Below are 19,868 nucleotides of genomic sequence, written 5' to 3'. Positions count from 1 at the left end.
CCCTCGAATCTAGCAGCCGCCGAGCCCCTCTCCGCGATCGCCGAGACCCCCGGGCCCGCGATACTCAGCCGCCCATCCGCGCCAGGCGCCGGGCCAAGCGGGCGGCGGCGGCGCGGAGTTCGGGTGGCTCGAGCACGTCGGCGTCGACGCCGAGCCGCGCGACGTGCACCGCGAGCCAGTCCAGGTCCATGCCGCCGACGATCAGGAGGCAGCGGCCGTCGCCGTCGTCCTCGATCCGGCCGACCTGCGGCGGCACCAGCTCGCGGATGCGCCGGGCGGGGGCGTGCAGCCGGATGCGAGCCAGGTGCGGGTAGGGCGCCTCGGTCATCGATCGCTGCACGTAGTCCACCGGGTCCGGGTGCTCCCTCGGGCGGAAACGCCAGGTGGTGGCGACGAGGTCGCGCATCCGGTCCAGTCGGAAGGTCCGCCAGTCGGCCCGGTCGACGTCCCAGGCCATCAGATACCAGCGGTGGCTGGTGGCGACCATCCGCACCGGTTCGACGGTGCGCTCGGTGTCGGCGGCGCCGCGACCGGCGTACCGGAACCGCACCCGGACGGCGTCGCGGCAGGCGTGTGCCAGGCGCACCAGGACGTCGGCGTCGACTTCGGCGCCGGGCCCGACGAGCGTGTCGGTGGCGCCGTGCACCGCCCGCACCTCCGTGCGCAGCCGGGGCGGCATCACCTGATCGAGTTTGGCCAGCGCCCGTAACGCCGCCTCCCCCGTCCCGGCCACCGTCCCGCCCGAGGCCATGCGCAGCGAGACCGCCGTGGCGATGGCCTCCTCGTCGTCGAACAGCAACGGCGGCAGCCGGGTGCCCGCGCCCAGCCGGTAGCCGCCGCCGACACCGGCGGTCGCCTGCACCGGATAGCCGAGGGCCCGCAGCCGCTCGACGTCGCGCCGCACCGAGCGAGCGGTGACGCGGAGTTCGGCGGCCAGCTCGGCCGCCGTCCACGACGGCCTTCGCTGCAACAGCGCGAGCAGCCGCAACACCCGCTCGGTGGTCGCCTCCACGCTCATACTCGGATCGTCGCACAGATCGCGGAACGCAGCTGTCCGCATTCGGCGAGACACTGGTGGCATGACCGATCAGACCTGGAATGCCCTGCTCCGCGACCAATTCGACTGGCACTGGACCCACCAGCTGCGCGGACGCCTCGACGGCCTCACCGACGCCGAGTACTTCTGGGAACCCGCGCCCGGCTGCTGGAGTGTGCGCCCGCGCGGCACCGGCACGGCGCCCGTGCAGGCCGGTTCCGGCGCCATGACCATCGACTTCGCCATGCCCCCGCCCGATCCGGCCCCGTTGACGACCGTCGCCTGGCGGCTCGGCCATGTCGTCGTCGGCGTGCTCGCCATGCGCAACGCCGCGCATTTCGGCAGGCCGGCCACCGATTACCAGTCCTTCGAGTACGCCGCCACGGCCGCCGACGCGCTGGCACAGCTCGACGCCGAGTACGCGCGCTGGCGGGCGGGCGTCGAGTCACTCGGCGACGCCGGCCTGGCCCGCCCGGCGGGACCGGCCGAAGGTCCCTACGCCGAGCTGCCGATGGCGGCGCTGGTCCTGCACATCAACCGCGAACTCATCCACCATCTCGCCGAAGTCGCGCTGCTGCGCGACCTCTACCTGCACACCCACGCCACCGATTCGCTGACGAGCACGCGTTGACCACGCTGCCCATCCCGGTCGATCCGCCGCGGCTGCCCATCGGCCCCACGTCCGCGCAGGGCAGGATCGCCCCGTCCGGACCGGCCCGCTACGTCGGCGGCCGGCACGGCGTCGACGCCACCGGCGCGCTCCTCGACGGCCTCGCGGCCCAGACCGAGCGGGCCCGGCGCCACGTCCTCGCCGTGCTGGACGGCGGCACCGTGCTCACCGGCCGAACGGAAGTGCGAGGGCCGGGACCTCCTCCGGGGTGAGTGCCGCGGCGACCTCGATGCCCGCGGCGCGGAAGAGGGCGACCGCCCGGGGAACGTGGTCGCCGGAGGTGACCACGACGGCGTCGCGGGCGCCGAGGGCGGCGAGGATGCGCGCGGCGTACTCGGCGTTCTCGCGGGTGGTGGTGGCGCGGTCGTCGCGGTGGACGCGGGCCGGCGGGATGCCTCGGGCGACGAGCCAGTCGGCCATGGCCGCGGCCTCGGTGGTGCCGTTACGGGGGTTGCCCCCGGTCACGATGATCGGTGACGCCGGGGCCAGCAGCGCCTGGGCGTATCCGGCGCGCAGGCGTTCGACGAGTTCGGGGCGCATGGCGCCGTCGGGCAGCAGTCCGTAGCCGAGCACCACGATGGCGGTGTCCGGGCCGCGGAAACCGAGTCGGGAGCCGGGCTCGGGCAGGCCGGGCAGCGGCGGGAGATCGAGCGGGGTCGCGCCGACGACGGCCGGGGCGGCCAGGCCGGTGGCCAGCGCGGCCGCGGCGAGCAGCACGCGCGTCGCGGCTCGGACGGTGGACGACAGGATGTGGCGCATGGAATCTCCCTGGTCTCGCACGTCCCGCCGGTGCCGAGCCGGGACGTGCGCACCATCATGGGGACGGCGCCGCGCCGTCCCGGCCGAAATCGCCCGGCTCTGGACAACTCACGGGACGATCCACGGCCCTTCGGTGACCCGCCACCCCGGCCTCGCCACCGGGCACAAACAGCACCGGCACCCGCCTGTCACCGGGCACGGCCCCCCGCGCTCACCCCCGCTCGGCCCGCCAGCGCGCGATCGCGCGCCCGACCTCCGTGTGCGGCGCATCTCCGAGCAGCCATTCGCGCGCCAGCAGGTGCCAGTTGGCGGTACACACCAACTGTCCGAGCACCGCGTAGGTGAACAGGTCGGCGCGGCGGGAGAACACGTGCTCGCGGGGCAGGTGCTGACGGTGGACACCCCGGAAGCGCACGGCGCGCGGGTCGACGGCGAGCACCACGGCGCCGGTGGCGATCTCGGGGGTGATGGTGATCGGCTCGTCGAGCAGGTGCCAGCCCGCCGCCGCCCACACGTACTCGAGGCAATCCTGGGCCGTGACACCGGAATCCGGGTCGACGATGCCCCGCCCGACCCAGGCCGCGTACAGGTCGTCGGCCCGGTGCTCGCCCGCCGCGCGCAGGCAGTCGCGTTCGAAATCGGCGTCGACCGGGTTCATCCGGTGGTACAGCCCGAAATCGACGAAGGCGGCGCGGCCGTCGGCGGCGAGCAGGACGTTGCCGGGGTGCGGGTCGCCGCAGAATTCGTAGTCGACGAACAAGGAATTGATGTAGAAGCGGTAGATCAGTTCGCCGAGGTGGTCGCGGTCGGCATCCGGAAGTGCCCGCAGCTCGTCGAAGGGCCTGCCGTAGACGAGTTCGGTGACGAGCACGTTCGGACCGCAGTGCTCGATGATGCTGTCGGGCACCAGGACGTAGGGGTGGCCGCGATAGCGGCTCGCGACGCGGTGCTGATCGCGGGCCTCGCGCCGGTAGTCGAGTTCGCCGCCGATGTTGAGCGCGACCTCGTCGAGCACGGCGGTGTCGGCGGCGCTGGGCAGCACCGATTTCCACATCCGCGCGATCATGCGCAGGTTGCGCAGGTCCGCCTCGACGGCCTGGTCGACACCGGGGTACTTCACCTTCACGGCCACCGCGCGCCCGTCCCGCAGGCGCGCCCGGTACACCTGCCCGATGGAGGCGGCCGCGATCGGCGTCTCGTCGAAGTCGGCGAAGATCCGCGCCATCGGCCCGAGGTCGTCCTCGATCACCCGGCGCATCGCCGCGAACGCGACGTGCGGTGCGCGGTCCCGCAATTCGGCCAGTTTGGCGCGGAAGAGCTCGCGATGGGATTCGGGCACCAGGTCGACGTCGAGCACCGAGAGCATCTGCCCGAGCTTCATGGCCGCGCCCTTCATTCCGCCGAGGACGGTGACGAGCTGCTGCGCGGCCTGCAGGGCGGACCGCTCGGCCAGCGCCCGGCGCGCCTGTTCGGTGCGTCCGAGCATCGCGACCTTGGTGCCGACACCGCGCACGGCCTGCCCGGCGGCGAGTCTGCCCAGCCTGCTGCCTCGTGCCAGCCTGCCGCGCGGCACCCGATCGTCCATCGTCCAACCCTCCACGACTCCCGGCCCGGCGGTGTCGCCGGTCACCATACCGCCGCCCCGGTATGGTGCCGGATTCTCGTGGTTCGTCCCGTTGTGCGTCGTTAAGCTGAGCGGAAGCTCATCTTCGTCGCCGGAGAACAGGAGGTTGCGGTGCCGTCGACGCCCGGGAGCCGACGCAGGCCGACCCAGGAACGGGCGAAGGCGACCAGGGAGCTGATCCTCGACACCGCCGCCCGGCTGTTCGGCGAACGCGGCATCGACGCGACCTCCACCAACCGCATCGCCGCCGAGGCGGGCGTGAGCGTGGGCACGGTCTACCGGTATTTCGCCGACCGCACCGTGATCGTGGAGGAACTGCTCGAACGGCTGCTCAAGGGTATCGAGCGGCGGCTCACCGAGCGGCTGTTCGGCATGGTGGCCGACGGGATCGAGTCCCTGGCCGCGCAGGTGTTCGAGGCACTGACCGAGGAACTGGTCGCGCACGCGCCGCTGGTGCGGGCCCTGGTGGGCGGTGTGCAGTTCTACAACAGCGGCATTCCCGAGTTCGAGCAGCGCCTGCGGGTGCTGGTCAAGGTCATGATCATCCAGCTGCTCGGCCCCGGCGACGACCGGCGCTACGACACCATGACCTTCGTCTTGATCAACACCGGATTCGCCACCGTGTTGCGCGCCTCGGCGCTCGAGGTGGGCAGCGCCGAACGCCGGGACGCGATCACCCTGACGGCTCGGATGATCGGGGCGTGGGCGGCCGTCGAGAGCGCCGACCCCACCATGATCGAAAAGTGAGCACCCTTCCGCTTCCGGACGGAACAAGCACCCGCTTCACCCACCGATTACCACTGTTCATGCAGGTGAGGACGATTTTCTCGGAGCGGTGAACGGGATGTGAAGCGGAGTAGAAGGTGAGCACCGCGCCGGATTACCGTTCTCGATACCAGTCGACGCCGAGTCACAGGAATCGGCTCGACACCGACGCCGCCGGTCCGCGCTCGCCGCACCGCGGCGACTTCGGCACCCGGTGACAAGGAGGTCCCCCGTGACGATCGAGAGCATCGCCCCGTCCACGCCCGATGTCGATCGCCTGACCCGGGATGTGGTGGCGCACCTGACGCGCCCCGGCGCCCCCGGGCGTGCCCTGCCCGGTGACCGGCTGGGCGGCGACCTGACCGTCGTCGTCCGCGGCTGTCTGAGCTGGCTGCTGCGGCGCGCCGCCGGTGCCGCCACCACCGAGCAGATCCCGCGCCTGGACAGCGCAGCCGCGGGCTGGGCACGCGCCGGCGTCCCGATCGACACCGTGCTGCATGCCGTGCACGACGGCGTCAAGGTCAGTCTCGACCTGCTCTTCCCACGTTCCGGGCCCGCCCGCGGCGCCGACATCGTGCCCGCCGCGGCGGCCGCGCTGGAGCTGCTCAACCTCGTCTCCGCCACGGTCGGCAAGGCCTATGTGCGCGAACAGAAGGCGGCCGCCGCGCCACGCCACACCGCCGTGCACACGCTGACCTCGGCGCTGCTGAGCGGGCACGCGACCTCGGCGATCGCGCGCGACCACGGAATCCCGCTCGCCGAACGCTATTTCGTGCTGGCGCTGGCCGTGCCCGCCCACCCCGACGAGCACCATCCCCGCCTGGACGGGCAGGTCGTGGCGCGCCGCAAACTGCGCAGGCTGCAGGCCGCGCTGGCCACCGAACTCGGCAACCAGGCGCTGTCGCTGCTGTCGGTCGACGGTGGCACGATCCTGGTGCCCACCACCGCCTGCGCGGAGACCGCGCTCGACGGCCTGGTCGAGCGGTTCTCCCGCGCCGCGCGGGTGCACATCACCGCCGCCGTGCTCACCGCCACCGTGGCGCAGATCCCGACCGCCGCCACCCAGGCACACGAATTGCTCGACACCGCCGAACATCTGGGCCTCGGGCCCGGCCTGCATCGGCTGGCCGACCTGGCGTTGCAGTATCAGCTCGTCCGTCCCGGCGCGGGTCGCGACAGCCTGGAGGCGTGTATCGCGCTGCTCGACGACCACCCCGACCTGCTGCGCACCTTGCAGACCTTCATCGACACCGATCTGAGCAGGCTGCGCACCGCCGAGGCGTTGTACGTGCACCCGAACACGGTCGACTACCGGTTGCGCCGGGTGGCCGAGGTGACCGGTCACGATCCGGCCCGCCCCGACGGCCTGTTCTACCTGCGCTCGGCGCTGATCGCGCGGGCGAGCGCGGGTACGACGGCTCCGGCGCACCCGCCGCGGCCGGTGCGGCCACGCCGGGCCGTGCAGCCGCTGGCCACCGCGGGCTGACCCGGCGCCTACCATGCAAGATCATCGCCCACCGATCGGCAGGTGAACCACGATGCCACCCAAGGCCGCGCCGCGACGGCGGCCCAATCAGGAGCGTGCCAAGCTCACCCGGGACCACATCCTCGACACCGCCGCGCGACTGTTCGGCGAACGCGGCATCGCCAACACCTCCACCAATCGGATCGCCGTCGAAGCCGGGGTGAGCATCGGCACCGTCTACCGGTACTTCGCCGACCGCACCGTCATCGTGGAGGAACTGCTGGCCCGGCTGCTCGCCGACGCGGAGAAACACCTGCACCGCGCACTCGAGACGCCCGGTTCCTCGGCGCAGCAGCGCTTCGCCGTCGCCTTGGAGGCGATCTCGGCGGAGTTGACGGCCGAAGCGGCGCTGGTCCGGGCACTGGTGGGCGGTGTGCATTTCTACGACACCGCCATCCCGGACTTCGAACCGCGGCTGCACCGGCTCATCAAGGCGAACATGGTCCAGCTCCTCGGTCCCGGTGACGACCGCGAATACGACATGATGACCTTCGTGGTGCTCAACACCGCCTTCGCCGGGGTGCTGCGCGCGGCCACGATGGATGTCGACGAGCACGAGCGGCGCGAGGCCGTCGCCATGACCGCGCGGCTGGCGGGCGCCTGGATCGATGCCCGGGCCGCCCAGCGGGACACGCCTGCCGCCGGATCCGCGCCCGCACTCGGCTGACCTGCCGAAACGAACCGCGAAAAAAATCTTCGCCGATTTGTCGATTCGTGTCCGCGCCCGTTCGACCTAGGGATGAGAGGGTCGCAGGGACCCACCGATATCGCAGGAGACGAACGATGAAGTACATGCTGATCATGCGCGCCACCGACGAGGCCTACGCGTCCATGGGCGAGGTCGATTTCACCGAGATGATCGAGACGATGGGCCGGTTCAACGACGAGCTGATCCGCGCCGGTGTGCTGCTCGCCGCCGAGGGGCTGGAAGACCCGGCCGAGAGCGTCGTGGTCGACTACTCCTCCGAGGACCCGGTGGTCACCGACGGTCCCTACGGCGAGACCAAGGAACTGTTCGGCGGCTTCTACATCCTCAACGTGGCCTCCAAGGAGGAGGCGATCGAGTGGGCCAAGCGACTGCCCGCCGCCGGTCCCGGATTCAAGACCGAGATCCGCCGGGTGCCGACCATCGACGAGTTCCCGCAGGACAACGAGTGGATCCAGAAGGAGCGGGCCTGGCGCGAGGCGACCGGGCAGCTCTGAGCGGAGCCGGAGACGATGGCCGAACACACCGGCCGCGAGGCCGTCGCCGCCGTGTGGCGGATCGAGTCCGCGCGGATCGTCGGCGCGCTCGCCCGCTACACCGGCGACTTCGCCCTCGCCGAGGACCTGGCGCAGGAGGCGCTGGCCGAGGCGCTGGTGACCTGGCCGCGAGACGGCACGCCGCGCAATCTGGCGGGGTGGCTGCTGACCGTGGGGCGCCGTCGCGCGATCGACGCCTTCCGCCGCAACTCCGCCCTCGACGAGCGCTACACCGCCCTCGCCCGCGATCTGGGCGAGGGCGGTGCCCTCACCGGCGCCGAGGCCGGCGATCCCGCGCGGGACGCCGAGGAGATCCTGTGGGATCCCGATCGGATCGACGACGACGTGCTGGCCCTGATGTTCACCGCCTGCCACCCGGTGCTGTCCCAGGAAGCGCGGGTGGCGCTGACGCTGCGGGTGATCGGCGGCCTGGGCAGCGACGAGATCGCGCGGCTGTTCCTGGTGCCGACGGCCACCGTGCAGGCGCGCATCACCCGGGCGAAGAAGACCCTCGCCGCCGCGCGGGTGCCGTTCGAGGTGCCGCCGGCGGCCGAGCGCCCGGCCCGGCTGATCTCGGTGCTCAAGGTGATCTACGTGATCTTCACCGAGGGCTCCACCGCGGGCAGCGGTCCCGAGCTGATCCGCTTCGACCTGGCGGGGGAGGCCCAGCGCCTGGCCCGGGTGTTGACCCGCCTGATGCCCGACGAGCCGGAGGCACACGGCCTGCTCGCCCTGCTCGAACTCACCGCGTCCCGGTTCCCCGCCCGCACCGGCCCCGACGGCGAGCCGGTCCTGCTCGAGCAGCAGGACCGGCGCCGCTGGGACCGTTCGGCGATCCGGCGCGGTCGCGCCGCCCTGGCCCGCGCCGGTGCGCTCGGGCGCGGCCTCGGCATCTACGGCCTGCAGGCCGCCATCGCCGAATGTCACGCCGTCGCCGCCTCGGTCGAGGAGACCAACTGGGAGCGGATCGTGGTGCTGTACGAGGCGCTGGGGAGGTTGGCGCCCTCCCCGATCGTCGAACTCAACCGCGCGGTCGCGGTGTCGATGGCGCAGGGCCCGGCCGCGGCGCTGCCGATCGTGGACGGGCTGGCGACCGCCAAGGGACTGACGGGCTCGCACCTGCTGCCGACCGTACGCGGTGAACTGCTCAGCCGCCTCGGCCGCACCGACGAGGCCCGGGTGGAATTCGCCCGCGCCATCGAACGCTGCGGCAACGACCGCGAGCGCACCGTCTTGAAACGCAAGATCGCCGCCCTCGGCTGAGCGGATTCAGGCGGGCACGGATTCAGGCGGGTGCGGGTTCAGGCGGGTGCGGGTTCAGGCGGGCGCGGGTTCAGGCGGTGCGACGGCGGTGTTCGGCGACGTGTACCCGGGTCGCGCAGCGGGTGGAGCAGTAGCGGCGGCGCCCGTTGCGGGAGGTGTCGACGAACACCGCCGAGCAGCCCGCGCGAGCGCAGGTGCCGATGCGGTCGGGCGCCTCGCAGAAGAGCACGGCCAGACCGACGGCGGTGTAGGCCTTGACCCGCTCGTCCACCGGCGCGGTCACCTCGGCGTAATGCAGGTGCGGCGAGCGGCCGTCGTGCGTGGAGATGTGGGGCTTGCTGGCGGTCGCGGCCAGCAACGCGTTGAGCCGCTCCACCGTCGGATCGGCGAACACGGCCGCCAGTTCACCGATCCAGGAGCGCAATTCGGCCTCCTGCTCCGGCGCGACCGGGCCGACCGGCCGGTAGTCCATCTCGGCCAGCACCGCGCCCAGGTCCTCGTCCGGTCCGGCGTTCACCAGCCGAGCCGCCAACGCCGCCGCCATGCCGCCGTAAGGGTTGAACTGCACTAGACCATTACATCAGGCTGGGTTCATGTCCGCCACCTGCCCCACCTGCGCCTGGCCCACCCCGTCGATCGTCTCCACCCACCGCGACGTCCGCTACCTGCGCTGCCTCTGCGGCACCTGGATCGTCCAGGACCGCGACCAGGTGATCGCCACCGCGGGCGAAAGCGCCTTCCCTCCGGCCCACACCACCCCCGACCGGCCGACGCCGGAGGAGCGCCGTGCCGGCCCGACATCGACCGAGGTCGGCAGCAGACCGGGCCGCTGAATCGCCCTCGAACACCACCCGCCCCAGAGCACCAGCCGATCTCGCCATCGTCGCCACGAAATCCCGCGCCGCACAGCCGAATTCGTCCCATCGGACGCGCTCGGATGGTTGGATCCCCCCATGGACAGTCCCGACGCCATCGTCGGCGCACAACTCCGAGCAGCCCGCACGGCCGCTGGGATGTCGCTGGATGCCTTGGCCTCACTGATCCCCTCCAGCAATGCTCCGTCGGCACCCACGATCCGACAGTCATGTTGCTCAGCCTCGGAAAGGCCGATGTGGAACGACGCAGCTTTCTCCGCGCCGGATACTCCGCGGCTGTGAGCGCCTCGGTGCTGAACACGGGCCGGACCGGGAGTCCGGTGCCCGATTCCCGCGTCGCGGCGGGCACGCGTCACGTGGGCCGGGCCGACGTCACCGCGGTTCACGACGTCATCGCCCTGTTCTCCAGGATCGATCAGCGACACGGTGGAGGACACGGACGGTCGGCCGAACACGCCGCCGCCCAACGCTACTTCGTGGCGGCGACCAAGCTCGCAACGGAGGCGGACGACGCGCCGCTGACCGGTCACATCCTGCGCGCGATGGCTCACCAGGCGATCGACCTCGGTGACCCGAGATCGGGGCTGGCACTGGCCGAGGCTTCGGTCGACGGCTCCCGCTATCGCGGCGCCTGTCCGCGCGAGCGGGCGTTGCTGACCGTTGTCCATGCGAAAGCGCTGAGCGCGGCCGGCCGTCCTCGGGAATCGGCAAAGGCTCTCCTGCGGGCGGAGCGGGATCCGATCTCCATTTCGGTGCACGCAGTGCCCGCGACAACCCCGCCTGGCCGAAGGTCGGCATCTTCGGCCACCGCAACATGCGTCGGGTCAACTGGCTGGGTGTCTCCCGCACGCGGTTGCTCCGCATCGACGGCCTCGACCTGCACGTGGCCGAGCTGGACGCGGTCGACGGGACCCCGGTGCTCGACATCAAGCCCTGGTTCGCCGAGTTCGGCCCCCGGGGCGAGGTTCGGCAAGCCGCCTGGGCGACCGAGATGCTGCGAGACTACTTCTAGGTTTCCGACACCGGGAGTCCCTGTCGGATACCGCGCCGGTCGTCTGCATTCCGTAGTGCCCGGAGACGACGATGCCGGACGGGTCGAGCACCCGTCCGGCATCGAAAAAGGGTGGGATCAGGTGAGTTTGAGGGAGCGGCCGATGATCTCCTTCATGATCTCGGTGGTGCCGCCGTAGATCGTCTGGATGCGGGCATCGGTGTAGGCCTTGGCGATGGGGTACTCGCGCATGTAGCCGTAGCCGCCGTGCAGCTGCAGGCACCGGTTGATGAGGTCGAGCTGCTCCTCGGTGCTCCACCACTTGGCCATCGCGGCGTCCTCGGCGGAGAGCTTGCCCGCGTTGAGGTCCTCGATGAAGCGGTCGACCATGATCCGCACCGCGGTGGTCTTGGTGGCCAGCTCGGCCAGCACGAACCGGGTGTTCTGCAGGGCGCCGATCGGCTTGCCGAACGCCTTGCGGTCGCGCACGTACTGACAGGTCATGTCCAGGCACGCCTCCATCGCGGCGGCCGCCATGACGGCGATGGACATGCGTTCCTGGGGCAGGTTCTGCATCAGGTGGATGAAGCCCATGCCCTCGGTGCCGAGCAGGTTCTTGCCGGGCACGCGGACGTCGGTGAAGCTCAGCTCGGCGGTGTCCTGCGCCTTGAGACCGATCTTGTCGAGGTTGCGGCCGCGCTCGAAGCCGGGCATGCCGCGCTCGACGACGAGCAGGCTGAAGCCCATCGCGCCCTTCTCCGGGTCGGTCTGGGCGACCACGATCACGAGGTCGGCGTTGATGCCGTTGGTGATGAAGGTCTTGGCGCCGTTGAGGATCCAGTCGTCGCCGTCGCGCACCGCGCGGGTCTTGATGCCCTGCAGGTCCGAGCCGGTGCCGGGCTCGGTCATGGCGATGGCGGTGATCAGCTCACCGGAGCAGAACTTGGGCAGCCAGCGCTGCTTCTGCTCGTCGTTGGACAGCTCGAGCAGGTACGGCGCGATCACGTCGTTGTGCAGCGAGAAACCCAGACCGGAGTACTGCCCCTTGACGGTCTCCTCGGTGATCACGGCGTTGTAGCGGAAGTCCTTGACGCCGCCGCCGCCGAATTCCTCGGGCACGGCCATGCCGAGGAAGCCCTGCTTGCCGGCCTCGAGCCACACGTCACGATCGACGATGCCCGCCTCTTCCCACTTCGCGTGGTTCGGGGCGACGTGCTGATCGAGAAACTTGCGGTACGACTCCCGGAACAACTCGTGCTCGGGCTCGAACAGTGTGCGCTCCACACCAACCTCCTAGTGACCACACCGGCCGGACCAACCGACCCGTCGTTACCGCATACGGTACCCGGAACACGAATCACAGTTCACTTCGCACCGGAAAATCGCGGTTTCACCAGGAAGAGTAGCGTCACAAGCACCCATCGAGCGAGATTCCCGGCAAACGTAACCGCGAGTACACGCTTATCCATCGGAAATAGCGGACCGCTATCATTCCGGCAGGCCGAGCCCCTTGGCCAGGACCGGCCAGGACAGTTTCAGCGCGTCCTCCCAGTAGCCCCAGGAGTGGGTGCCGCGCGGCTGGAAGTCGTAGGTGGCGGGGATCCCGAGCTGCGTGAGCCGGTCGCGCATGTTGCGCGTGCAGTGGTCGGCTCCGGCCTCGAGGATGCCGCCGAGCACGAGCTGGTTGGTCAGCCCGTCGCTGCCCGGCATCGCGTGCGGGCCGTTGAGGGTGTCCCACTTGCCCGGCAGGCCGGTGCCGGTGGACAGGAACAGCTCCAGTCCGCGCAGCCGCTCGGCCTGCACGTAGGGATCGTTGGCCGCCCACATCGGGTCGTCCGGGGGGCCGTACATGTTCACCACGTCGCCGTGCCCGGCGGCGACCACGGTCGCCACGAAGTGGTGCCCGACCGGATCGCTGATCTGCGCGCACCCGCTGTAGGCCGCGACGGCGCGGTACAGCCCCGGTGCCGCGATCGGCAGTTGCAGCGCCGAGGTGCCCGACATGGAGAGCCCGGCGAGTGCGTTGACACCGTTCGTCCCGAGCGCCGCATCGATCACCGGGGGCAGTTCCTCGGTGAGGAAGGTCTTCCACTTGTTGACACCCAGCGCCGGATCGGGGGCGCGCCAGTCGGTGTAGTAGGTCCAGGCGCCGCCGATCGGCTGCACCACGTTGACGTTCTTGTCGGCGAGGAACTCGAGCACCGAGGTCTGCTTCGCCCAGCTCGCCGAATCCTCGCCGCCGCCCGCGCCCGCGAGCAGATAGAGCGTCGGGCGCGGTGCGCCGGTGTCGGCCGGCCGCTGGACATCGATGTCGATCACGCGACCCATCGCCGCGGAGTACACCCGCAGGCGCACGGTGCGCGCGTCGACCACGACCAGATCCACCGCCCGGGAACCGTCGGCCGAGGTCGGCGTGGCCAGCGGCTCGCCCGAGGTGACGACCGGATCGGGCGGCACGGGATCGGCGGCCGCACCGGCCGCCGGAACGAACGCGATCGCAACCACCGCCGCAACCGCGGTGACCGCTGATCGGGTACCGCTCCACACCATTCCCTCACGCTACGCACGGCACGCCGGATGTTTGCCGGACCGACGGAAGATCGGGGAGGAAATGGGGAATGTCCCCGATTCAGCGGCGGAGCAGATCCTTCATCCGGCCGACGAGCGTACGACCGGAGTCGCGGTCGCGTTCGGCGAGCAGGAACCGGATCTCCTCCTCGAGGGCCTTGCGCACCACGTCGCGCAGGTCCGCGGCGGCGGATTCCGGATTGTCCGACTCGACCCACGGCGCGGGGTCGATCGGCGCACCGGCGGAGAAGTAGAACCGTTCCGGGCGCGGAATCGGGGTGAGCCCGATCCCGCGCACCAGCGGCGGGGTGAGATCGCGCTTGAGGCCGAGCGCCTCCACGGTCCAGCGCACCGGCCGCATCAGCGGATGATCGCCGTCCACGACGATGTCGAAGGCGTCATCGACACCGATCATCGCCACCGGCACGATCGGCACGCCCGCGGTGAGCGCCATGTGCGCGAAGCCGGTACGACCCTCCCACTTGAGCACGTACTTCTCCCCCTTGCGGCGCACCGCCTCGCGCCCGCCGCCGGGAAAGACGATCACCGCCTCGCCGCGTTCGAGCAGCGCCAGGCAGTTGCCGCGGGTGCCGCGCACCGACCCGTACCGGTGCAGGAAGTGCCGCACGCCCGGCACCGCGATGAGCACGTGTTCGGCCAGGCCGCGGATGAGCCTGCCCCGGTGGCGCAAGACCTCGGGCAGCAGCAGCGGCGCGTCGATCGCGCCGAGCAGATTGTGGTTGCCGACGAGTAGCACGGACCCTTCGGCCGGGATGTTGTCCAGGCCGTAGAAACGCGGACTCGTCCACGCGCGTAGCGGCGCGAGCAGTGTTTCCAGAATTCGGATGTCGGTGTCCGCGAGTCGCACCTGCAGTGGCGCGCCGTCGGTCAGCACCGCCTCGGCGGGCGAGGATTCAGGCATAGGTGGCTACCCCATCGCATGTCGGATCCCTGCACGTCGTCGTACGGAATGTGATGTCCCCTGGTCCGCGAGAACCGCGGCTGTGACCCAGACTACCCAGATCGATGGAACATGTTGCAACTCGGATAGCGGATGTGCATCAATTCACAGTTCGGCCCACCCCGACGGCGGCGCGGGACGGGATCGCGAGGCGCATCAATCCCGTTGCCGTAGCGCATGACCCGACGATGGCTCGCCCGTGGGCGCGAACCGGTGGCGAACCCGATACGTCCGGCGCCATCCGGCGCCGGACGTATCGGTCGGTTCTATTTTCCGCGTCGGTGCTATGTCCGCTCGGCCCCGACCGGCTCGCCGGCGGCACCGGCGTGCGCGTACTCCGACAGCGCCGCCGCCAGCGCGTGCGGGACACGGGCCCGCAGCCGGGTGCCGCCCTCCTCGTGCGCCGATTCGAGGATCCGGCCGTCGGCGTGCACGCGGGCCAGCAGGTCGCCCCGGGTGTAGGGCAGCAGCACGCCGACCTCCACGTCGAGACCACCGAGTACCTCGTTCAGCCGGGCCCGCAGCCCGTCGACGCCCGCACCGGTGTGCGCGGAGACGAACTCCGCGTCCGGCAGCAGGCCGCGCAACTCGGTGCGCCGCATCGGCGAGATCGCGTCGATCTTGTTCACCACCAGCAGTTCCGGCGGCGCCGCGGCCCCGGACTCCTTGATGACGTCGGCGATCACCTCGCGCACGGCCTTGATCTGGCCCGCCGGGTCGGGATCGGAACCGTCGACCACGTGCAGCAGCAGATCCGCGCCGGTCACCTCCTCCAGCGTCGAACGGAACGCCTCGACCAGCTGGGTCGGCAGGTGCCGGACGAACCCGACCGTGTCGGTGAACACGACCTCGCGCCCGTCGTCGAGCTCGGCCCGGCGGGTGGTCGGATCGAGGGTGGCGAACAGCGCGTCCTGCACCAGGACCCCGGAGCCGGTGAGCGCGTTCATCAGGCTCGACTTGCCCGCGTTGGTGTAACCGACGATGGCGACCTGGGGAATGCCCGAGGACGCCCGGCGCGCCCGCTTGGTCTCGCGGGCGGTCTTCATCTCGCGGATGTCCCGGCGCAGTTTCGCCATGCGCTCGCGGATGCGACGGCGATCGGTCTCGATCTTCGTCTCACCGGGACCGCGCAGGCCCACGCCGCCGTTGCTGCCCGCGCGGCCACCGGCCTGCCGGGACATCGACTCACCCCAGCCGCGCAGCCGGGGCAGCATGTACTCCATCTGTGCCAGCGAGACCTGCGCCTTGCCCTCGCTGGAGGTGGCGTGCTGGGCGAAGATGTCCAGGATCAGCGCGGTCCGGTCGATGACCTTGACCTTGACCACCTTCTCCAGCGCGGTCAGCTGCGCCGGGGTCAGCTCGCCGTCGCAGATCACCGTGTCGGCGCCGGTCTCGAGCACGACGGCCCGCAGTTCGTCGGCCTTGCCGGAGCCGATGTAGGTGGCCGGGTCCGGCTTGTCGCGGCGCTGGATCAGCGCCTCGAGCACCTGCGACCCGGCGGTCTCGGCGAGGGCGGCCAGCTCGGCCATGCTCGCCTCGGCCTGGGCGGCCGTGCCCGAGGTCCACACGCCGACCAGCACGACGCGTTCCAGGCGCAGCTGCCGGTATTCGACCTCGGTGATGTCGGTGAGTTCGGTGGACAGCCCGGCCACGCGGCGCAACGAGCTGCGTTCCTCGAGCTGAAGTTCGCCCGCGGTGGGCTCGGCGGTCCAGCCGTTGCGCTTCATGCGGGCGGCACGCTCGGCGAGAACGTCGCCTTCGCGCGCGTAGTCATCGTTCTCGTCGGTGACGTCGCCGTCGGTGAGATCGATGTCAGAAGTGAATTCGGCCTGGTCGGCGTCGTCGTTCGCGCCGGAGGTCGAAGTGATGTCGAACGTCTCTGATTTCCTCATACACCATCCATGCTGCCACGCCGGTGGGGTGGCGTGCATTCCGATTTCGCCCGGGTGATCATCCGAGCGTCTGCCACCAGTCCGCCGTGAGGCGACCGGTGGCGACCAGCACCGACGGACCGCGCAGCCACGCCGAGCCCGCCTCCAGCCCGACCCGCACCGCGCCGCCGGGCACCCGTACGGTGACCGCCCCGCTGCCGGTGGCCAGCTCGAAGCCCTCGGCACTCAGGGCCGCGGCCGCCGCCGCCACGGTTCCCGTTCCGCACGACCGGGTTTCGCCGACGCCGCGCTCGTAGACGCGCATGTCCACCGCGCGCTGCTCGTCGAGCGGGGTCAGGATCTCGACGTTCACCCCGTGCGGGAACAGGTCGGGGTCGTAGCCGGGCGAGACGGTCAGGTCCAGCTTGGCCAGCGCCTCCGCGGTGAGTGTGGGGTCCACGCACGCCAGGTGCGGATTCCCGACATCGATACCGAGACCGGAGTAGCCCCAGCCGGCCACGGTCGCGGTGGAGGCGCCCAGCGCACGGACCTCCCCCATCGCCACGGTGACCTCGCCGTGAGTCGGGCCGGCCGCGTGCACGGTCACCGGCCGCGCGCCCGCACGACTGCCGACCACGTGCTCGGTGCCCTCCGCACGTCCGGTGGCGGCCAGGTAGTGGGCGAAGACCCGCACGCCGTTGCCGCACATCTCCGCGATCGATCCGTCGGCGTTGCGGTAGTCCATGAACCAGTCGGTGTCGGACACCCCGGCGGGCAACGCGTCGAGCACGCCCGCGCGCAGCAGCGCACCGGCGCGCGCCACCCGCAGCACCCCGTCCGCGCCGAGGCCGCGCTGCCGGTCGCAGAGCGCGGCCACCCGCGCGGGCGTCAGGTCGAGCCGGACGTCCTCGTCGGGCAGCACGACGAAGTCGTTCTCGGTGCCGTGGCCCTTCGTGAACTCGATGTCCGTCCCGCCGATGTCCGTCACGCCTGTGGTCTCCGTTTCCGTCGTCATCGGACAAACGTCCGCCGCTGCCGGGATATTTCGTAGAGGGCGACCGCACCCGCCGACGGTGCGCCCAGGGAACTGGCGGTACCGCCCATCGGGATGGCGACCAGTTCGTCACAGGCATCCTGCCAGGCGGCGCTCATCCCGCTGGTCTCGTTGCCGATCACCAGGATGGTGGCGTCGCGGAAGTCGTGATCGAACACCGCTGCGGTGCCGTGCTCGTCGGTGCCGACCACGGTGGTCGGGATGCCGCGCGCGATCTGGCGGTCCCGGAACTCGAGCACCTGCGCCGGGCCGGGCACCCGGAACACCGGCACCGCGAACAGCGAACCGGTGGAGGCGCGCACCGCGCGGGGGTCGTACTGGTCGGCGCCGTGCCCGGTCACCACGACCGCGGCGGCGCCGAACGAGTCCGCCGAGCGGATCAGGGTGCCGAGGTTACCGGGCGAGTTGGGCCGATCGAACACCACGACCACGGGTGCGTCCTCACCCGGCTCACCGGGCGCGAACTCCGCCAGCTCGGGCTGGCGGGAGACCGCCACCGCGACGAGTTCCGGTGCGGCCTCGGTCTTTTCGCCGAGATCGGCCATCAGCTCGGGCACCAGGCCGACCAACGGCACGTCGGTGGTGTCGAGGATCTGCCGTGCCCAGCCCGACAACTCCGGCCCGCCGAGCCGGTACAGCAGCGTCTCCAGCGGCCAGCCCGCGGCCAGCGCCTGGGTGATCGGGCGCACCCCCTGCACGAGGAAGCGGCGGTCGCGATGGCGTTTGGTGCGGTTGGTCAGATAGGCCTGCCACACCTGCACCGAGGCGTTGCGGGTGCTGACTCGTCGGGTCACTGCGTGGTCCGTTCCGTGGTCGCGGGCGCCGCCGCGGCGTCGCCGAGCAGGGCCAGTGCCGTGGTCACGAGGCCGGGGTCGGCGCCGTCGAGCCAGCGCACCCGCGGGTCGCGCCGGAACCACGAGCGCTGCCGCCGCACATAGCGGCGGGTGCCGATCAGCGTGCGCTCCTTGGCGTGTTCGAGGTCGTATTCGTTGTCGAGATAGGCCAGGACGTGGGCGTAGCCGATCGCCCGCCGCGCGGTCACGCCCTCGCGCAGTCCGCGCTCGACCAGGCCGCGCACCTCCGCCACCAGGCCGCTGTCGAACATCAGGGCGGTGCGGCGCGCGATCCGCTCGTCGAGTTCGGCGGTGTCGCGGTCCACGCCGAGGATGATCGTGCCCCAGCGCGGTGTCCCGATGCGCGGGGCCGACGCGGCGAACGGTTTGCCGGTGAGCTCGACGACCTCGAGCGCGCGCACCATGCGCCGCCCGTCGGTGGGCAGAATGGTCGCCGCCGCCGCCGGATCGGCCGCGCGCAGCGCCGCGTGCACCGCGGCCACGCCCTCGGTCGCCAGCAGCCGCTCCCACTTCGCGCGCACCGCCGGATCGGTGGCCGGGAACTCCCAGTCGTCCAGCAACGCTTGGACATACATCATCGAGCCGCCCACGATCACCGGTGTGCGCCCGCGCGCCAGGATCGCCTCGACGTCGGCGGCGGCGTTGCGTTGATAGGTGGCCACGCTCGCGGTCTCGGTCACGTCGAGGACGTCGAGCTGGTGGTGCGGGATGCCGCGGCGTTCGGCGACCGGCAGCTTGGCGGTGCCGATGTCCATGCCACGGTAGAGCTGCATGGCGTCGATGTTGACGATCTCGCCGTCGAGGTGTTCGGCGAGCGCGAGCCCGAGCTCGGATTTGCCGGTGGCGGTGGGACCGACCACCGCGATCGGCACCCTCATCCGGCCCTGCCTTCCCGATACTCCCCCGGACGCCACACGCTGACGTGATAGCCGACGCCGAACGGCGCGTCCCGATAGTAGGTGCGCACCGCGGGGTCGGCCGCGTCGGGGGCGAACAGCCCGGCCAGCACCTGGTAGGCGGCCCGGCCCGCGAGGCCGACCCGCGCGCACCGCGCCGCGTCGAGATCGGCCAGCCCGGCCCGGTCACCCGCGTCGAGGGCGTCGTCGAGCCGCTGTTGGAGGGCGGGCGCGTCCTCGTGCCAGTAGCCGGGGGCGCTGGTGGACAGCGTGCAGGCGCCGTCGGCGACCACCAGCACCCCGCGCGGCCCGGGCGCGGCGTCGAGGTCGGCGCGCAGCTGGGCGCCCAGTTCCCGGCAGCGCGGCGGCGGGGTGTCGGCGGCGACCAGCAGCGCGTCGGCACTCGCCGCGGGCGCGGCGATCCCGCGCAGCCAGGCCGCGATCAACAGGGGCAGCGGGAGCCGCGGATCGGGCTCGCCGGCCAGCGCCCGCGCCGACAGGCCGGCGCGCACGTCGGCGCCGAAGCCGCGGAAGGTGCCCACGGTGTCCGAACCGGCCTTCAGATCGGCCTCGTCCACCCCGATCACCGTCCAGTCGCGGACGCCGGAGAGCTCGCCCACGGCCGCCAGCGTGGCCGTGCGCAACCGGGCCAGGTGCTCGGCCCGCTCGTCGCCGGACAGGCCGGGCTGCCCGCCGCACAGTTCCGGAACGAGGACGGGCGGCGAAGGGACCAGGGCCGCGATGGTGAACACGCCGTCAACCGTATCGGCTCGGCGTGGCGGGGCCGCGCGGTACCACGGGCCGGGGCAGGGTGGCGGGTTCGAGTGTCTCGCGGGTCAATCCCGGTGGGGATTGATAGTGTCGAGGTGCGACGACCCAGGTCATCACGGGTTGTCGACCCACAACGAACCGCG

At 71.4% G+C, this 19,868-nt stretch carries 21 protein-coding genes; 9 read left to right on the top strand and 12 right to left on the bottom strand.

All coding sequences use genetic code 11. The features are described 5' to 3' along the window. Window positions 1-64: 64 nt before the first annotated feature. Complete coding sequence (locus AMO33_RS00420; protein ID WP_060593215.1) at window positions 65-1,018, bottom strand: helix-turn-helix transcriptional regulator; 954 nt, start codon at window positions 1,016-1,018, stop codon at window positions 65-67. 61 nt (window positions 1,019-1,079) lie between these two features. Here AMO33_RS00420 and AMO33_RS00415 point away from each other — a divergent pair, with 61 nt between their 5' ends. Both AMO33_RS00415 and AMO33_RS00410 read left to right on the top strand, forming a co-directional pair. Next, window positions 1,080-1,667: a DinB family protein gene (locus tag AMO33_RS00415; RefSeq protein WP_060589739.1), complete on the top strand. Its 588-nt coding sequence runs from the start codon at window positions 1,080-1,082 to the stop codon at window positions 1,665-1,667. After that, a complete protein-coding gene (locus tag AMO33_RS00410) occupies window positions 1,664-1,918 on the top strand; it encodes a hypothetical protein (protein WP_060589737.1) in 255 nt (84 codons plus the stop codon). Before AMO33_RS00415 ends, AMO33_RS00410 begins: the two co-directional genes overlap by 4 nt. On the opposite strand, the gene AMO33_RS00405 is transcribed toward AMO33_RS00410, so the two are convergent. Both AMO33_RS00405 and AMO33_RS00400 read right to left on the bottom strand, forming a co-directional pair. After that, window positions 1,872-2,465 (bottom strand): YdcF family protein, encoded by a 594-nt coding sequence (locus AMO33_RS00405; protein WP_060589735.1) that lies wholly within the window; start codon window positions 2,463-2,465, stop codon window positions 1,872-1,874. The two genes, AMO33_RS00410 and AMO33_RS00405, sit on opposite strands and share 47 nt — an antisense overlap. 211 nt (window positions 2,466-2,676) lie before the next feature. Next, entirely contained in the window at window positions 2,677-4,050 is a 1,374-nt protein-coding gene (locus AMO33_RS00400; protein WP_060593214.1) for an ABC1 kinase family protein, read from the bottom strand. Between the two features lie 150 nt (window positions 4,051-4,200). On the opposite strand from AMO33_RS00400, the gene AMO33_RS00395 reads away from it, so the two are divergent. From AMO33_RS00395 to AMO33_RS00375, 5 genes are all read left to right on the top strand, one after another. Next, entirely contained in the window at window positions 4,201-4,836 is a 636-nt protein-coding gene (locus AMO33_RS00395) for a TetR/AcrR family transcriptional regulator (RefSeq protein ID WP_060589732.1), read from the top strand. 250 nt (window positions 4,837-5,086) lie between these two features. Next, entirely contained in the window at window positions 5,087-6,340 is a 1,254-nt protein-coding gene (locus tag AMO33_RS00390) for a PucR family transcriptional regulator (RefSeq protein WP_240327356.1), read from the top strand. A gap of 52 nt (window positions 6,341-6,392) precedes the next feature. Continuing rightward, window positions 6,393-7,046, top strand: coding sequence for a TetR/AcrR family transcriptional regulator (locus tag AMO33_RS00385; RefSeq protein WP_060589729.1), 654 nt, complete (start codon window positions 6,393-6,395; stop codon window positions 7,044-7,046). Between the two features lie 116 nt (window positions 7,047-7,162). Further along, window positions 7,163-7,582, top strand: coding sequence for a YciI family protein (locus tag AMO33_RS00380; protein WP_011210352.1), 420 nt, complete (start codon window positions 7,163-7,165; stop codon window positions 7,580-7,582). Between the two features lie 15 nt (window positions 7,583-7,597). Beyond that, window positions 7,598-8,884 carry an RNA polymerase sigma factor gene (locus AMO33_RS00375; RefSeq protein ID WP_060589728.1) on the top strand — a complete coding sequence of 429 codons (1,287 nt, stop codon included), beginning with the start codon at window positions 7,598-7,600 and terminating at the stop codon, window positions 8,882-8,884. A 70-nt stretch (window positions 8,885-8,954) separates the two neighbouring features. On the opposite strand, the gene AMO33_RS00370 is transcribed toward AMO33_RS00375, so the two are convergent. Then, a complete protein-coding gene (locus tag AMO33_RS00370; protein ID WP_041560260.1) occupies window positions 8,955-9,452 on the bottom strand; it encodes a CGNR zinc finger domain-containing protein in 498 nt (165 codons plus the stop codon). A gap of 25 nt (window positions 9,453-9,477) precedes the next feature. On the opposite strand from AMO33_RS00370, the gene AMO33_RS00365 reads away from it, so the two are divergent. Next, complete coding sequence (locus tag AMO33_RS00365) at window positions 9,478-9,717, top strand: hypothetical protein (protein WP_162492694.1); 240 nt, start codon at window positions 9,478-9,480, stop codon at window positions 9,715-9,717. Between the two features lie 856 nt (window positions 9,718-10,573). Then, window positions 10,574-10,771 (top strand): TrmO family methyltransferase domain-containing protein, encoded by a 198-nt coding sequence (locus tag AMO33_RS00360; protein WP_082668538.1) that lies wholly within the window; start codon window positions 10,574-10,576, stop codon window positions 10,769-10,771. Between the two features lie 117 nt (window positions 10,772-10,888). Here AMO33_RS00360 and AMO33_RS00355 read toward each other — a convergent pair whose 3' ends face one another. From AMO33_RS00355 to AMO33_RS00320, 8 genes are all read right to left on the bottom strand, one after another. Then, window positions 10,889-12,034, bottom strand: a complete 1,146-nt coding sequence (locus AMO33_RS00355) for an acyl-CoA dehydrogenase family protein (RefSeq protein WP_011210358.1) — start codon at window positions 12,032-12,034, stop codon at window positions 10,889-10,891. Window positions 12,035-12,238: 204 nt separating this feature from the next. Continuing rightward, complete coding sequence (locus tag AMO33_RS00350) at window positions 12,239-13,300, bottom strand: alpha/beta hydrolase (RefSeq protein WP_011210359.1); 1,062 nt, start codon at window positions 13,298-13,300, stop codon at window positions 12,239-12,241. 79 nt (window positions 13,301-13,379) lie between these two features. Next, the gene (locus tag AMO33_RS00345; protein WP_060589724.1) at window positions 13,380-14,240 is read right to left on the bottom strand and encodes a lysophospholipid acyltransferase family protein; all 861 of its coding nucleotides are present in this window, start codon (window positions 14,238-14,240) and stop codon (window positions 13,380-13,382) included. Window positions 14,241-14,563: 323 nt separating this feature from the next. Beyond that, on the bottom strand, window positions 14,564-16,006 hold the full coding sequence (hflX, locus tag AMO33_RS00340) for a GTPase HflX (RefSeq protein ID WP_060593213.1): 1,443 nt from the start codon (window positions 16,004-16,006) through the stop codon (window positions 14,564-14,566). 223 nt (window positions 16,007-16,229) lie between these two features. Further along, the gene (dapF, locus tag AMO33_RS00335; RefSeq protein WP_170916183.1) at window positions 16,230-17,165 is read right to left on the bottom strand and encodes a diaminopimelate epimerase; all 936 of its coding nucleotides are present in this window, start codon (window positions 17,163-17,165) and stop codon (window positions 16,230-16,232) included. Then, a complete protein-coding gene (locus tag AMO33_RS00330; protein WP_011210363.1) occupies window positions 17,162-17,998 on the bottom strand; it encodes a TrmH family RNA methyltransferase in 837 nt (278 codons plus the stop codon). The genes dapF and AMO33_RS00330 overlap by 4 nt, the downstream gene beginning before the upstream one ends. Continuing rightward, complete coding sequence (gene miaA / locus AMO33_RS00325; protein WP_011210364.1) at window positions 17,995-18,936, bottom strand: tRNA (adenosine(37)-N6)-dimethylallyltransferase MiaA; 942 nt, start codon at window positions 18,934-18,936, stop codon at window positions 17,995-17,997. The genes AMO33_RS00330 and miaA overlap by 4 nt, the downstream gene beginning before the upstream one ends. Then, entirely contained in the window at window positions 18,933-19,706 is a 774-nt protein-coding gene (locus tag AMO33_RS00320; protein WP_060589722.1) for a class III extradiol ring-cleavage dioxygenase family protein, read from the bottom strand. The genes miaA and AMO33_RS00320 overlap by 4 nt, the downstream gene beginning before the upstream one ends. Window positions 19,707-19,868: the final 162 nt, after the last annotated feature.

The organism is Nocardia farcinica (genome assembly GCF_001182745.1).
In the GTDB taxonomy this organism is placed as follows: Bacteria; Actinomycetota; Actinomycetes; order Mycobacteriales; family Mycobacteriaceae; genus Nocardia; species Nocardia farcinica.
Note: the sequence above shows the minus strand (reverse complement) of the source record. Positions and strands in the feature narration are given on the sequence as shown.